This window comes from Acinetobacter sp. YH12027 (genome assembly GCF_013420085.1).
In the GTDB taxonomy this organism is placed as follows: Bacteria; Pseudomonadota; Gammaproteobacteria; order Pseudomonadales; family Moraxellaceae; genus Acinetobacter; species Acinetobacter amyesii.
The window spans coordinates 1-16,204 of sequence record NZ_VOYW01000029.1; the positions used below are offsets into that span (position 1 = coordinate 1).

Below are 16,204 nucleotides of genomic sequence, written 5' to 3' on the forward strand. Positions count from 1 at the left end.
TGGAAGCAGATGAAATATTATTGGCGAGACTTTCAAGTCATGACAGCTGATAAAATAGAGCAATGGGTGGAGAGAGTATCAAACCAATTCGGAAAAGAATACATGTTTACTTTTTAATGACAGCTTAAGGCTAATCCCCAATGATCGGTTCTTGCGAGTTTTTCCTTAAAGAAATATGCAGAAATTAAAAGACTAAATAATATTTCGATTTGACCTAAGGTTTTGACAATCGCAACCGTTTGCATACTCATAGCAGTAAACCACCCCAAGGATGCTAGAAAGCTACAGACACTAACGCGAAAGGTCAGACCTACTCTCTCCCACATGGCAATGAGCGTTTTACGGCTAAATAGACTGAGGTACAACAGCATAATCACACATTGAAAGCCAATTACACTCAACAACACCCATGCCGCACGATGCAAAGTCGGTAAATCACTTAGCTCTAAACTGGCTTCACGAACCAATAAAGAGGTAATTGCAAAACTTAATCCACTTCCTACACCGATGCATAAAGTTGGCAGAGATAATTTTTGTCGTTGAGAACCTTTGCTTAAAAGAAAAACGGCAACACCACCAACCAAAACACCAATCCAACCAAATAAACTTAAATGTTCACTTAAGAAAATCACTCCAACAATGGCCGCAAAGATCGCTTCACTTTTCGCTAAACCGACGCCGATGGCATAATTCTTTTGTTTAAAAAGCAAGACCATTAAAATCGTCGCTAAAATTTGACTTAGTCCTGCAATCACAACATAGATCCAAAACATAGGTGTAAATGTGGTCACCTGAATCACAGGCTGTTGTTGGTACAGCACAAATAAATAAATGCAGGCAAATGGGAGCCCAAAAATAAACCGTGCAAGGGTGACACCATACACATCAACAGTGGTACTGAGTTGTTTTTGAAATGCATTGCGCCATGACTGCATAAAAGCAGCCATTAAAGTGAATAAGATCCAAACTGGAAACATAAGAAAGGTGGTTTAACGGTGGATGCCTCATCAATTTACGCTTTTATTGAATTGAATGCGACCTAACACGGCTAGATTATTCATTGAACTTGGTTATGGATTCATTGAAAAAATTTTATTTAAAAACCTCATATTAAGAATATGGTATTTATCAAAATTTAAGTTTTTATAAAAATACGCAAAGGCATGTTACCTTTGCGTTTTGCTCTTTACCAATATTTAGTTGGTAACTTACAGTAAGTTAGCTTTCAAGTAGTACAGCACCAAATTGCTCACGTAGATCTTTTTTCAGCATTTTACCTGTTCCGCTCAAAGGAATAGCATCCACAAAAATCACTTTATCTGGTACCTGCCATTTAGCAACTTTATCTGCATAATAATCCAAAATTTCTGTATCAGATAAATCGACATCTGGCTTTTTAATTGCAATCAATACAGGACGCTCATCCCATTTCGGATGGGTCGCTGCAATCACTGCCGCCATTGCAATTTTAGGATGTCCCATAGCTAAATTTTCTAACTCAACAGAAGAAATCCATTCACCGCCCGATTTGATCAAATCTTTTGAACGGTCACTAATTTTTAAGAAACCGTCTTCGTTCAGGGTTGCAATATCCCCGGTATCAAACCAACCATCTGAGGTTAATGCAGACTCTGTTTTGCCAAAGTAATTGCCAATAATCCAATGCCCTTGGATCTGTAAATTACCCGTCGTTTCACCATCACGTGCAACTTCGTGTGTCCCGTTTTCTTCATCGGTAATACGTAAATCGACCCCAAATGGTGGACGACCTTGTGACAATCGTACTTGTAATTGTTCTTCTTCAGATAATAATAAATGTTTGGCTTTAAACTGGTTTGAAGAACCTAATGGACTGGTTTCGGTCATTCCCCAAGCATGAATCGTTTCGCAGTTAAATTGTTCTTTAAACACTTTCAACATCGCAGGTGGGCAAGCAGATCCACCAACCACATTACGCACTAAACTTTCAAGCTGACTACCCACTTGTTGCGCAGCATTGATTAAACCCTGCCAAATCGTTGGAACACCCAATGCAACGGATACTTTATAATCATCAATCATTTGCGTCAGGCTTGCTCCATCTAAACCTGGGCCTGGCAACACTAAAGTACATCCCACCATTGCCGCAGCATATGGCGTACCCCATGCGTTGACATGGAACATCGGCACAACAGGCATCATAATATCTCGCGCTGAGATATTTAATGAATCCGGCATACAAATCGCATAACTGTGTAAGACTGTTGAACGATGACTATACAACACGCCTTTCGGATTGCCTGTGGTACCCGAGGTATAACATAACGAACTAGCCGATAATTCATCTAGTTCTGGCCATGTATAGTCTGCAGATTGCGCCGCGATGAGTTCATCATAAAACTTCACATCGGGCACCGCTTCAACAATCGCTGCATCTGGTCCATCTAAACAAATAAAATGTTCAACAGATTTTAATAAAGGTTTTACTGCTTTGATTAAAGGCAAAAAGGTTTTATCAAATAACATGACGCGGTCTGCGGCATCATTGATGATAAAAATTAATTGTTCTGGAAATAAACGTGGATTAATGGTGTGACATACATAACCACTACCTGAAATAGCGTACCAAGACTCTAAGTGACGATGGTTATTCCAAGCGATCGTCGCAACACGATCCCCTAAATTTAAACCGAGTGATGCAAGAACATTGGCAAATCATTTTGAATTTTTATGGACTTCACCCCAAGTGGTTTTCGTAATCGTCGTGTCTGTATTTTTTGAAATGACTAAACTATCCGCATGATAGCGACCCGCATGTTCAATCATGCTACTAATCAAAAGCGGTTTAAACATCATATTACCAAGCATTCTTTGCTCCCACATTCATCCATATTGAGTTGTTGTTTTTCCACACTGTCCTGCAGATTTTTTAAAACTTTGCACCATGTCAAAAGTGATTGTTCTTTATCGACAAGGTTAAAGCAGTAGATATGAAACGCATATCCAAAACTGATTCTTATGTTTTAACCTTAATTGATTTTAGAATCCACTGTTTTATTGCTCAAAATATGAATGCTTTAGTGGTATAAAATGCAAAAATTAAAGCTTTAGCCCTATTCAAAATATAGTCTTATTTAGTTATAACACTGCTGCTTTAAAAAATGTCGTTTTCAGTTATCAAATAATCGACTGAGTCAATTGGCATAAAAAAACCCAGTCTAGATACACTGGGTTCATTCGTCGCATTAGCCGTTGTAGTTACAATATTTATAGTACTTCAAACTCAATACGACGGTTTTTCTTACGACCTTCAGGCGTAGCATTGTCTGCTACAGGCTTATTTGAGCCCATCCCTTCAGTACTTAAGTTCGCCGCCGCAATATTCTTTGCAATCAGGTAGTTTTTAACTGCATTAGCACGATCTTGGCTTAAACTTAAGTTTTTCTCAGGATTCCCTGAGCTGTCTGTGTGACCAATAATTCGTACTTTTTTCCCACCGACGCGATTCAGTGCGATAACCATTTCATCTAAGATCTGTACCCCAGATGGTGCTAAAATCGCGCTTCCAGATTCAAATTCAATAATACGATTACGTAAAGCCGCATCAATAATGGCCTGTTCAGCCTGATTGACAGAAAGCTGTGCATTGAAACGAAAAGGTGCTGTGACCAAAGACTGAAACTTGGTGGTCGTGGGTTGGATATCATCTTGATTTGACATCTTTCCACTTAAATCGACTTGCGTTCCGCGTACAGAGAGTTTCCCCTGTTTTACTTTCTTTAAGTCATCATTAATCATCTGGCTTACGCTATTGCCCCAACCATTGGGTGCAGTAACCGCTCGAACCTGAATTTTATCAACCACATTTGCCTGACCATAAGTCAAATAGGCTTTATTTAATATTTCTTGCTTGGTTGCTTCATTCGGTACAGCGCCTTCAATCACAATAGGCTCTGCCCAGAGCAAAGCCGAACAGCCTAAAATGCACACACTCGCAAGAAATTTGGGCAACATTGGTAAGATTCTTTGCATCATTATTCTTCTATAAAAGTCTGTCTAAAAAGTTTAATGCCATGAATAAGGCTGATCTGACGCTCACTCAAAGACTGTTCCAAAACGGCTAAGCCTGCATTTTGTTCAAGATAAGGATCAATCCAACTGGCATCGATCAGGGAAACCCAATGATCACTTTGCATATTTTGGGTGAAAACATCACTGAGTGCAGTAATATCAGCACCTTGAAAACCAAACAGTAAAACAGGTGAATCACTGTGTAGGATGCCAATGAGTAACTCAGCATCTTGGTTTTCGACAAAACGACTAATTAGGTTGACCCAAAAAGCCGCGATTTCATAGCAGTAACTAATATTATTAATTGGTAAAATCAACACTTTATTCAACCGAGACGTGCCCTGATGAATAATCGGTTGTAGCAGCAAACCGAGACCAATCATGCTTTGCGCCAACTGATAAGGCGTAAAATTCAATAAACGTGCAAATGAATGCAACGTATGATGCTCATAAAAAGAAGAGGTTTCTTCTGTCCCGAACACTTGAATTTCGTTATTCAGTTTGCCTAATTTATCGAGCAAAATATCGGGATCGCGAATAGAACGCATCACTCGGTTACGCTGATATAAGTCAATTAAGGTTTGTTTATAACGATATGGTGCATACAAAATATTATCGAAAGGATCATCGATTTCTAGCAGATGAGCGAGCACCATTGGAAATTGACGCTTTGAACTGTCTTCACTACTAATCAAATTGGCAACCAAAAAACGCTTATCTTTTGGACTGGCAATAAAGAAATCTAATGAAGGCAGTGAGTTATACGCTGCATTAAAATTGTCTGAACGCATAGCGAACTCAAGCGCCTCCGTGATCCACTGATCGATTAACTGAATCAGTGAATATTGTTCACGGCTCTTTAAGAAGTCACCACGAGCTGGACATTTTCCATAATACAGCGGTGTCGTTCTCACTTCATACATCGTCACACTCCTTGTTCTTTTGCACGAATGCCACCGCTCTCATTTTTAAATTCATCATCATGGTGTTGCTGTTCCTTGTACAACACTCATCGGTGAAGTCACTGGCGCTACAGGCGCTTGTCCTGCAGGCATCGTTTGCGCTGCGACGACACGAACACCTTTATTCGTCACCACTTGATCAACAAGAGTCATACCTGAATAGCCTGAACCTGTAGTTGGGCCAGATGCGTTACCACTAATTAAACGGAAATTCACTTTAACAAACACTTTTGGATTTTGTTTGCTACGCCACACCATTTCAAATGAATTACCATTTTGTGTACGCTGAGCGCCTTCAACCAATCGGTTAATACCATATTCACCCGGCTCATCAAAAATCGTATGCGTTTGACCTTCCAAGTCAATTGCAGTAATACGTGCACCCGGAATTGCCCCTTTATTTGGCCAAACGAAGTTCACCCATTGCTGAACACCGTTTTCATACACCATACGCTGACCATCAATATCAATGGTATATGAAAGTAACTGTGTGTTTTCTAATGGGAAGAACTGGAAGTTCGATTGATTGGTTGCCGCAGGTGCTGCTTGACTCAATTCCCCTGTAGCAACGCCATTACTTGGCGCAACATAGCGTTGGAAATTCGCTACGAATTGTGGATTTAAACCAATGCCCAAATCTTTCCATGTTTTCGTGGTTAAGGTATAGCCACGACGAATCACCAATGGATCTAAATATTCTTTTACAAAGCGAGCGATACTTCCGTTTTCACCAAAAATTTGGCTAATTTCATTACTGGTCGCTTGTAAAGTAGCATTGCTATTAAATGGATATTTAGGTGCAAGATTGGTTGTAAATGGTTGATACGCCTGCATTGCCCACAACTTATTAATTTCGTTTTGAGCTGGGATCAAAAGAACTTCAAATGACTGAGTCACCGGCTGCATAAAGAGTTTTTGAATCAACTGTTGATCTAATTCATTCAGACCCACAGACATTTTTTCATCCACAAATTTTTGCGTGCTATTAAAGACAGAGCTTTGATCATTGATGGTTTGTTTCACCAATGTCATGCTTGCAGGCCCCATGTCACCGCCACTCTTCAAATCATTGAACTTACTACGTACTTGACTCAAAGACAGCATGTATTCATCTAAAATAGATTTGTTTTGCTGATCATCACGTTTACGAACCAATTGATAGAACACATCAAACTCTTTTGCAATAACACCTTGACCGGCTTTAGAAGCAACTTGCTGTGCCTGCTGCGCATCATCACGGCTGAGAACTTTACGTTTAAACCACGCAATAAAGCCTTTCTGAGGTGCAGCCAGTTCTGCTTGAACAATTGGATTATCCCAGCTGGTTTCTTTCGCTATACGGTCGACCACTTTACGAATTGGCGAATTTTCAGGTTCACCTAAAATATCGATAAAACGTGACTGCTGAGCAACATCAGCACCCTTGCCATAATGTACTGCATTTAAGAATTTACGCCATTCAGCGATATATTCCTGCTTATAAAGTTCGGTTAACTGTTTACTGATCTGGTCTGGACTACCACTAAACGTCAGGTCATCAGAGCGATTGGTATTGAGTACCCAATCTTGAGTATCCGTCGGATTATTCGCAGCTTGGTTAATCGCATCTTTTACATAATCATTCCAAGCTTGGTAAGTAAAAATACCCGGCAAGGCATAACTACCCAACATGCTGTTTTGGCCGGTTTCACCTAAAATTTGCTTCACAGTTACTGCTGGGAAACGTACCGAACCACGCATTTTAATTTCATTATAAACGCGGTCGCGTGCAGGAATACCCATGGTAACAGCCGTCAATAATTGACGTGTTTGATCAACCAATAAAGGATCAGATTCCATTTGCGGGAACGCAGGATCAGCAGCTAAAGTCATCGCATAAGATAAAACTTGTTCTGCTTTTTGAATCATTTCCCCACGTGGCATTTGACCACGATTTGAATCTAACCATGAACGCCAGAAACGAGTAACTTGGTCACTCAAATGGCTCGATTCCATATATTTATGATTGCTCATCATCAAATACGCCTTCAGTGCATTGTAGGCATCCTGAGGATTAGTATCCGATGGTTCTAAATAGGGCTGATTTGATTTCACAGCTTGAGTGATTTGCACATTGACGTGATTTTCTTTCAACGTCGCTTCATTGGCTTTAACGCGCTGTAAGTACTGCGCCATATTTTGCTGAGATGGTGCCAATACAATTTGTTGAATACCTCGTAAATACTCAACTTTGAGTTTTTCACGAATTTTATTCCCTTGGTATAAACCAAAGCTATATTTCAAAGGACGATCTTCATCAAAATGATCGAGCTGCTGTAAATGCCCTTGTAATATCAGCAATGCATCCAATTGAGTCGAAAGCTCACTTCCGCTACGGCTTTCCATTTGTACAACTTTGTCTAGGTCTGCCTGAACTTCAGCCACGAGTTGTTGGTTATTACGATACGACCAAACCCATAATCCAAGCACCACAGCAACCAATAATAATGCAGCAATAAATGCCATAAAACGCTGACGCTTACGTGCAGGATTGATATGTTGTTTAACCAGATTTTTATCTTTTAAAATGACGGTTGAAAAGAGTCCTTTTAAGAAATAACCATGATCTTGCGAAACAGAATTTGTCGGAATGCCAAACTCACTATCCGTACTTTTCACCAAATGAAAATCTTCAGCAATTTGTTCGGTCATCGGACTTTCAATCACACCTTCTTGTAACGCACTGGTGAAATAGAACCCACGGAATACCGGTTTAAACTGATAAGGGTTGTCTTGAAACAACGTACCAATAAAAGTTTTTAACACTGGCTTTAAACTTTTAAACTCAAGTGGAAATGTCATTACACTTGGAGAAATATTTTGCGAATGACGACGACTCAAGTGCGTAGTACTGACGCTCTTCAAGCCATCGTATAAAATTGAATAATGCTTTTCGAACATCTCAACGGCATGCTCAGATGAGTCTGGATCATAAGGCAGTGTTGCACCCCAAACTTGATCAAATTCATCCTTATCATAACAATCAAAAAATTCAGTAAAGCCGGCAATCAAATCCATTTTTGAAAAAACGATATACACTGGCGCAAAAATTTCTAAACGTTCAGTCAAATCCTGTATACGTGCGCGTAAGTTTTTGGCTAATTTGATTGATTTTTCAGGACTTTGACTAACAAGCTCCGCCACAGAAACAATCACGATTAAACCGTTAATTGGTGCTTTAGAACGGTTTTTCTTTAGAATATTTAAAAAGCCTAACCATTCTGAATGGTCTTCGGCATAAACAGAATATCGACCTGCGGTATCGAGTAATACACCATCTGTAGAGAAAAACCAATCGCAGTTACGTGTCCCACTTAAACCTGCAGACACCATTTTCTGATGAGTTTCTTCAAATGGAAATCTAAGGCCAGAATTATAAATCGCCGAACTCTTACCCGCTGCTGGGTTACCAATCACCATGTACCAAGGCAATTCATATAGCGCTGCATTACCCTTTTTATCACCAAGTTTTGATTTACGGATAAGTTGAATCGAGTCTTTCATTTGCTGATTGATCAGCGCAAGTTCTTCTTTATTCTTTTGTTTGCCGTATTCAGCTTCATTATCTTTGGCAATCGCCTCAGCAAGCTCTTCGCCTTGCTGTTTATGACGATAATGCTGCACTAATTCATAAATACCCCACAGAATTAATCCGAGAATATAAACAGCAACCACAATGTAAAAAGTCTTTTGCGGAATCGAATTATGCATAGCCACAATGGCCACAAAAAATGACAAAGCCACCATCGCTTTAGGATTGGTGACGTACTGCCAAACATAACCGAGGATCGTATAAAATAGTGTGTTCACAATGTTCTCAATTTCGTCTTAATTCTAATTAAACAGTTTCTTGTTCAAGTTCATCTTCTACTGAAAATGCTTGAATAAAAGCAAATGTCGATTCTTGGTCTGTGCTATAAATCATGGCAGTTAACTCTTCTGGCAAGTGCATACCCAACATGAATCCAAAAATTTTTGCCAATTGCTGGGTATTTCCAAGATTCTGTTTTGTATATAAAAAATGATAGGTTTCAATCGCGGTTTCATTAAATTTATACTGTAATTTTTTCACCGCTTTCATATCCGTTGCATCATCTAACATCAATAAAAAGGGTTGTTCTTGATCATACTGATCTAAATTATTCAGTGCTTTAAGCTCTAAATTACGTTTCAACTCAGGCTCATGTGCCACCACTTGTAGCACTTTATTTGGAGTTAAACCTCGAACTTGAACGTCTGAAGCAGCCAAACACCAACTCGATGCAAACTCTGCAGCAATGTATTTTTCTTGTAACCACATCTTTTCATCAATCCATTCTTGGTCGATTTCAGAGTCAGCATTGAGAATCAAACTGACTTCAAACTTTTGTTTTGAAATCATCTCTAAAATGCTTAACCATTCTGAATAAGCGACTTGAGTGCCGATAAAATGTGGCTCGATATGAATTTGTTCGGGAATGATCGAAAATCCGTCAGATAGATACTGCTGAATAATTTGAGCATAATCATCATTCCATTGATGAATCAAATTATCAGCAAGCAAAATATGGACATTTAAACGATTTAAACGTGAAACTTGCTGTGCATTGTTCGCCAAATGTTCTGGATGTTCATCTTGCGTATAATCTGGATCCACCCAACCCGGATGCATACGGTACTGATATGCCAATTCACTATCATAAAAGAGTGCTGATTGCTTCAGATGCTCAGCAATTAAAAATAGACTTTCAACGTGTTGCTCTAGTTGTTGCTGAATAAGTGACTGGATTCGTTTTTCACGCATGGTGATGGCACTATATTCATCATCCGCTTCTTCATTGGTGAGATCATCTAAATCTTTGATTCGAAATGAAAGAACAGGTAAACCGTATGCATTGAATAATTTATCATCGAGTTCAGGACTTTTGAATTGTTGAATATCTTGGATAATTTGTTCATTTTCACCAAAACTATGCCAAGCCGCTGAAGAATAAACATTTAAACGAAATTGCTGTACATCGACAGGCTTCGGTTTTGCTTGTTCAATGGCCTCAAGTTGTTGTTGCTCAGCTTGTTCTTCTGCACGTTTTTCAGCTTCAAATTTTTTTTCTTTTTGATGTTGAATGCCCTTATAAATCAAATAAGGCGACAAAATAATTGCACATAAAGCGACAGGAAGAATTAGAAAATAGGTGACCAGGTCAAAAGCTGTCGGGTCATAGCCTGTATCTCGCCAGTAAAAAATCACGAAAGCAGTACACAAAACAAAAAGCGTACTAAAGGTACCAATTATTAATTTCAGCATTATTATAAATTCCCCATTAAGGCATAACAGGTTTCTGTATTATCGACCTGTTTATTCGGCTGTAAAAATGCTCCCTGAGCTAAACCAATTCCGCTCAAAGAATTTAAACACACCGGTTTTATTTCTTCTTTTTGTAAAATTAAGCGCACATCCACCATTAATGTTGGACTGCACCAAGTTTGAATCATTTGTTTTAATTTTAGGCTGCGTGCCTGATTCGGTAAAAATGTTAAATAATCTTCATGATTTAAAGGTCCAATCACGATTTCAATTTTTTCGTCAATCTGTTGAATCTTCTCACCACAAAAAGTATTCAGCCCCAATAAGCTCGGCTGAGATCCACCTAAACATGTTCTCTGATCTTCTTCAAATACAAAAGTTTCAGGGATAAATTCTCGAATATCAAAATTCTGCTTAAAGATACAGTTCAGCATGGTTTTTAATGCATACGCTGTATTGTTTTGTCCCTGCATTAAACCTGAAAACTCTGCAAAATAATCATCTAAATCAGGCTGATCATGCTGGCTACGGATATAACCATTTAATGCATGTAAAATATCAAGATAGTGATTATCCTGCTCGATTTCATAACGAATAGGTAAATGATAATTTAAACTGGCATCAACATAATGTGCTGTTAATTTATGATTAAACAGCCCTAAAAACTTTTGTGTTTCGTGTCGCTGATGTCGCCCGCTGAGCTTAATCTTATTGGTATAGCTATAAGGTAATGCACCTTGAATACCCGTTAAACCCACCATTAAATTTGTCAGTTCAACTTTCTCATCGTTGAACTCTAAACTTTCAATTTCAGTGTTCGGGAAGTTCAAATTAAGTGAACTATTAAACTCAAAGTCATTTGCCCAATGGACTTGAGCTACTCCATAAGGTGCATGTCTTAACAAACGAGTAGCTTGAACAAACTCGTAGGCTTTCGGTTCTTGGAAAAGTCCGTCAATTACAGAGCTTTCTTGCCACCAACGTTCTGCACGCATTGGTATAACTCCTGTTGACTATTTGCATCAAAAACCGAGACATCGACAAAGCTGTTCATATTGACTTTTAAATTAAAGATATGTGCTAGCAATTGACTAAATATATACAGGCTATGCCCTCTAAATATATCCGCATCGATATCGAGCTGTACTTTTAAGCCTCTGACAAATAATGGAAATGGTTTACTATCCACAAGTTTCTGCGTGGTAGAAAACTGAATATTTTTTATGGAGTCGATAATAATTTGGTTTTCTTTTGATTTAGGTAAATTATACAATTCCAAAAGTTCTTTAATATGAGAGACCGCATCGCCTTTCATTAAAGACATATTATTCAAAGATAAATGTGAAATCACTCGCCACTGTTCTTGTTTATTTTGTTCAAAATAATATGGAATCGACGGACGTTTGAGCATCAGAGCACGACGTGCCAAATTACTATCATTCAGTGTTAATGCATTCTGATCTTTATTATAACTTTCGTAAGGTAACTCACGATTACTACATAGTAGTTCCGTACTAATAAAATCAGACTGAGTGCTATGCGGATCTAAAGCACGAGATATGATTGAATAGTTTAATTCCTGATGTTTATTCTTCATCTGCTGCGGATTTAAACTATAAAAAAACTGAATTTTATCTTGATGATAATGACTCATTGCAAAAAAAGGCAGTACAGGATAATACACTTCATCTTGGTTACTTTTTTCACGCACCATGTTCATTTTTAAAATGCTATAGGCTTGAAAATATTCAGGATGGTGCGCATCTGTCACCAATGGATATTCCATTCGCTTATGATTAATCTTTTGCGGCTCTGCTTGTTTATTGAAGAGATTAACGATTGGTGTAGCAAACAATTTAAAATTTGCAGCATTTAATTCAGAATAATTTCGAATTGCCGCTTGATCGTTTAAATTAAGCTTAAAGTGCATTTGAACATCAAATTCACTGTGTTCTAAACTTAAAAACTTAATGAAATCTAAATTTAGATTTAAAAAATTGAATTTTTCAGGAACACAAAAATATTCCATCAATAAACGATATGCATGATGCGTATGCTGATCGATAGGTAGAACACTTTGAACTTCATCAAAGCCCATAATTTCAAATGGATTGGCAATATCAAAAATGTGCTGCCCCACACGAATCGAAAAACTCGTAGTCGATTTAAAAATACTATCTAAAACCTGTAAAGGAAAATTAGAAATAGCGTCTAAAAATATCGGCAAAGTTTCATTTTTGAGTAAAGCGTGCTTATTCGAAAAAATTTCAAATCCTAAGCTCAATGTAGCATTTTGATTTAAATGCATATGTGCCGATGGATGAGTTTTGAAATTGAGCTGTTTTAATTGAATCGGTAATAAAGTGACTTCTTGTACCGTCTGATATTCACATTGAACACCACGCGTACTTTTGGCTTTTAGACTGGTCGCCTTTGGAATAACGTGTCGATCTGTTAATTGCTTAATTTTATTTATATCTTCGAAGCTCACCACAGAACATGCAGGAAATGGTTTTAAATATTGAGGAAACATCACCTCAAAAATTGATCGGGTAAAAACGTCATAACTATCTGCAAGTTTTTTATCAATCCGTGCAGAAATTAGAGAAAATGCTTGAATTAAACGCTCAATATGCGGGTCATCTATTTGTTCTTGGTTTAAAGACAAACGCTGGGCGATTTTGGGGTATTTACTGGCAAACTCACGGGACTGTTGTCCAAATTCCTGTAGTTGTTTTTCGTAATACGGTAACAGCTCTTCAATCACAGATAACCCACTTCATTAAGCTCTTGGAGAAATAACATATTGTTGTGTTGTTGGTTTTAATAAGGCATCAAAAATAACTGGTTCGTATAAAGGATGAATATTTAAATATGCCTGAATACTTAAACATAGTGCCCCCATATTATGGCCATCCATGAGCATTTCGACGCGAATCTGTTTTAAACGCGGTTCATGTGCAGCAATCGATTGCTCAATTGACTGGCAAATTTTGTCGCGATCCGATGGATTTGCTGTCGATAAGCCCACAAAATCGATAATGCCAAATTGCAAAATAGACTTTTTTGCTAATGGAAAGTCATCAATCAGTTCATCTAATTTTGCCACACGACTATTGAGGAGATCCTCTAAATCGGAAGCAACAGATTCACGAAGTTCTTGCAAAGACAGACCTTGAGTCTGTTGAGCATCTGCTGGTAATAAGCGGTCAAATAATGTCGTTCTAAAACCATAAGGATAAAGCTGATCGAGATTCATATCTTCTTATAAATATTTAAAAAAATGAAAATAGAGGCTACCCAAGTTAGCCTCTATCTGAATCCATCTATTACGCTACGTATGAAGCAGTGTTGTTAGATAATGACCACTTCTTAGTAACAGCACCTTTCGCAGTACCGTTAATATCTTGTTGGTTATATGTCCACTCTACTGCAGCATATTTCAAACCAAATGATTCGTGTGGAACACCTTCATCATTTACAGTTGGTGTCACGCTAGAAACCAACACATGTTTCAGTTTGATTTGAAGATATTTAATACGTTTGTCGCCATTCGCACGGTAGAAATCAATTTGAACTTCATCAAATGTATAACCTGCTGAACATGCTTCCCAAAGTTTAGGGCTTGTCGCGTCTAAATCTTTAACAAACACCATATCAGAATGTTCTACACGTTCTGCAGTGTGACCACCCACGCTTGAAGAAGTCGCAGATTTAGGTTGACGGATGTTATGCGTCCAAGAGTTTACTTCTAACCAACTCTTGTGCTCTGCATCACGAGATTCGCCGTCTACTTTGTACTTACCACGAAATTGAATGTATATATCTTTCATTGTTCTGAATACCTATTTATTTAAAGTTATTATAGTGTTGACCCAAATTAATTTGAGGACTGAGGTAACTCGGTCACAAGTCGTAATGAAACAGACAACTCATCCAACTGGAAATGTGGTCTTAAGAAAACCACAGATTTGTAGTGACCAGGCAAAGCTGGATTTTCTACAACTTTTACAGAAGCTTCACGCAATGGATACTGAGCTTTAGCTTCTTGAGATGCACCATCATCAAGTAATACATATTGCGATAACCATTCATTTAAGAAGGTCTCAACATTACCCGCTGATGCAAAACTACCCACTTTGTCACGCATCATTGCTTTTAAATAATGTGCAATACGTGAAACTGCCATGATGTATTGGATCTGGCTAGACAATGCAGAGTTGGCATTTGCTGTATCGCTATCATATTTTTTAGGTTTTTGCGTCGATTGCGCACCGAAAAATGCTGCATAATCCGTATTTTTGCAGTGTACCAACGGAATAAAACCAAGGTCACTCAGTTCTTTTTCACGACGGTCAGTAATGGCAATTTCAGTTGGACATTTAAAGACCACTTCGCCATCATTGGTTTTGAACGTATGGACAGGCAAGCCTTCAACTAAACCACCACCTTCTACACCACGAATCGCAGCACACCAACCATGCATATCAAAAGCATTGGTTAAACGCGTACCAAAGGCATAAGCCGCGTTCATCCATAAATATTCATTATGATTTTCACCTGAAACTTCTTCAACGAAGTTAAATCCTTCAGTGGCAATGCCTTCTTTTGGATCATATGGCAAACGACCCAATACACGTGGCATTGTCAACGCAACATAACGTGCATCATCACTTTCACGGAATGAACGCCATTGTACATATTCTGCTGTTTCAAAGATTTTAGACACATCGCGTGGACGATCAATATCAGTAAAAGATTCTAGACCCAACATATTCGGGCTTGCAGCCGAAATAAACGGTGCGTGTGCAGCCGCAGCGACATGTGAAATTTGCTCAAGCAAATACATATCAGATGGAGTACGGTCAAACTCAAAGTCACCAATCAATGTTGCATAAGGCGCACCACCGAATGATCCATATTCTTCTTCATAGATTTTTTTGAACAATGTGCTTTGGTCAAAATCGGTCGCACCTTGGAAATCTTTAATCAATTCTTTTTTCGTCGTATTTAACATACGAATTTTTGTTAAAGAGTTTGAAGGTGTTTCTTGGCAGAAATAATACAAACCACGCCATGTCGATTCAATTTTTTGAAATTCAGCATGGTGCATGATTTTACTTAACTGAGATGAAATCAACGCATCAATTTCAGCAATACGCTTATCAATTGATAAAGTCATATTGTCCGAAACGGTGATGGTACCTGCCATGACTTCTTTGGCAAGTTCACCAATCAAACTTTTTGCACGATCATGTTCTTGATCTGTACGCGCGATACGACTTTGTTCGACAATTGAATCTAAAAGTGAATATTCTTCGGTTGCTTCAAGGTTTGCAGCAGTTGCAGTATTAAAATTACTCATTTTCTGCCTCCACGCTCAACTTACGAATTTGATCAGTGTTATGTAACACTTCATCCAGTAAATCTTCTAAGCGTTCATTATTTGAAATTTTATTACGCAAGTCAGACAGACGCTCACGTGCAGCAACTAACTTTTGTAATGGATCAACCTGTTGTACAACTTGCTCTGGAGTGAAATCGGCCATGCTCTTAAATGTAAGATCTACCGACATTTTTCCACCGTCTTCAGTCAAGGTATTCTCAACTTGAAAATTAGCACGTGGCGCTAAAGACTCCATTACCTCATCAATATTATCTAAATCAACATTAATGAATTTCTTGTCTTTTAATTTGGTTTTCTCTACTTCAGATGCCGCTGAGAAATCACCTAACACCCCTACAACGAATGGTAATTCTTTAATTTCTTTACCGTCGCCAACTTCAACATCGTAAGTCAATTGAACACGAGGAGGACGAATTCGTTGAAGTTTTTTCTGTACACTTTCACGTTTTGCCATGAGTGCTT

At 38.3% G+C, this 16,204-nt stretch carries 11 protein-coding genes and 2 pseudogenes; 1 reads left to right on the forward strand and 12 read right to left on the reverse strand.

Annotated features, from left to right (window positions below; translation table 11 throughout):
* Positions 1–117 (forward strand): annotated as a pseudogene (locus tag FTT94_RS11205) (transposase); the annotation flags it as partial.
* Here the strand turns inward: FTT94_RS11205 and FTT94_RS11210 are convergent.
* The 12 genes and pseudogenes from FTT94_RS11210 to tssB form a co-directional block, all read right to left on the reverse strand.
* Positions 114–977, reverse strand: a complete 864-nt coding sequence (locus tag FTT94_RS11210; protein WP_180170810.1) for a DMT family transporter — start codon at positions 975–977, stop codon at positions 114–116. The pseudogene FTT94_RS11205 and the gene FTT94_RS11210 sit on opposite strands and share 4 nt — an antisense overlap.
* 241 nt (positions 978–1,218) lie before the next feature.
* Positions 1,219–2,847, reverse strand: a pseudogene (locus FTT94_RS11215) (long-chain-fatty-acid--CoA ligase).
* A gap of 399 nt (positions 2,848–3,246) precedes the next feature.
* The gene (locus FTT94_RS11220; protein ID WP_257224792.1) at positions 3,247–3,993 is read right to left on the reverse strand and encodes an OmpA family protein; all 747 of its coding nucleotides are present in this window, start codon (positions 3,991–3,993) and stop codon (positions 3,247–3,249) included.
* Between the two features lie 20 nt (positions 3,994–4,013).
* Positions 4,014–4,973, reverse strand: coding sequence for a type VI secretion system-associated protein TagF (gene tagF, locus FTT94_RS11225; RefSeq protein WP_078190765.1), 960 nt, complete (start codon positions 4,971–4,973; stop codon positions 4,014–4,016).
* A gap of 57 nt (positions 4,974–5,030) precedes the next feature.
* Positions 5,031–8,861 (reverse strand): type VI secretion system membrane subunit TssM, encoded by a 3,831-nt coding sequence (gene tssM / locus FTT94_RS11230; protein WP_180160248.1) that lies wholly within the window; start codon positions 8,859–8,861, stop codon positions 5,031–5,033.
* 28 nt (positions 8,862–8,889) lie between these two features.
* Positions 8,890–10,335, reverse strand: a complete 1,446-nt coding sequence (locus tag FTT94_RS11235) for a hypothetical protein (protein ID WP_180059871.1) — start codon at positions 10,333–10,335, stop codon at positions 8,890–8,892.
* 2 nt (positions 10,336–10,337) lie between these two features.
* Complete coding sequence (tssG, locus tag FTT94_RS11240; protein ID WP_180170811.1) at positions 10,338–11,330, reverse strand: type VI secretion system baseplate subunit TssG; 993 nt, start codon at positions 11,328–11,330, stop codon at positions 10,338–10,340.
* Positions 11,294–13,102, reverse strand: a complete 1,809-nt coding sequence (tssF, locus tag FTT94_RS11245; RefSeq protein ID WP_180170812.1) for a type VI secretion system baseplate subunit TssF — start codon at positions 13,100–13,102, stop codon at positions 11,294–11,296. The genes tssG and tssF overlap by 37 nt, the downstream gene beginning before the upstream one ends.
* A 15-nt stretch (positions 13,103–13,117) precedes the next feature.
* On the reverse strand, positions 13,118–13,594 hold the full coding sequence (gene tssE, locus FTT94_RS11250) for a type VI secretion system baseplate subunit TssE (protein WP_078190770.1): 477 nt from the start codon (positions 13,592–13,594) through the stop codon (positions 13,118–13,120).
* Between the two features lie 70 nt (positions 13,595–13,664).
* Positions 13,665–14,168: a type VI secretion system tube protein Hcp gene (locus tag FTT94_RS11255; protein ID WP_180170813.1), complete on the reverse strand. Its 504-nt coding sequence runs from the start codon at positions 14,166–14,168 to the stop codon at positions 13,665–13,667.
* 47 nt (positions 14,169–14,215) lie between these two features.
* The gene (gene tssC, locus FTT94_RS11260; RefSeq protein ID WP_168379480.1) at positions 14,216–15,700 is read right to left on the reverse strand and encodes a type VI secretion system contractile sheath large subunit; all 1,485 of its coding nucleotides are present in this window, start codon (positions 15,698–15,700) and stop codon (positions 14,216–14,218) included.
* Positions 15,693–16,196 carry a type VI secretion system contractile sheath small subunit gene (tssB, locus tag FTT94_RS11265; protein WP_078193364.1) on the reverse strand — a complete coding sequence of 168 codons (504 nt, stop codon included), beginning with the start codon at positions 16,194–16,196 and terminating at the stop codon, positions 15,693–15,695. Before tssB ends, tssC begins: the two co-directional genes overlap by 8 nt.
* Positions 16,197–16,204: the final 8 nt, after the last annotated feature.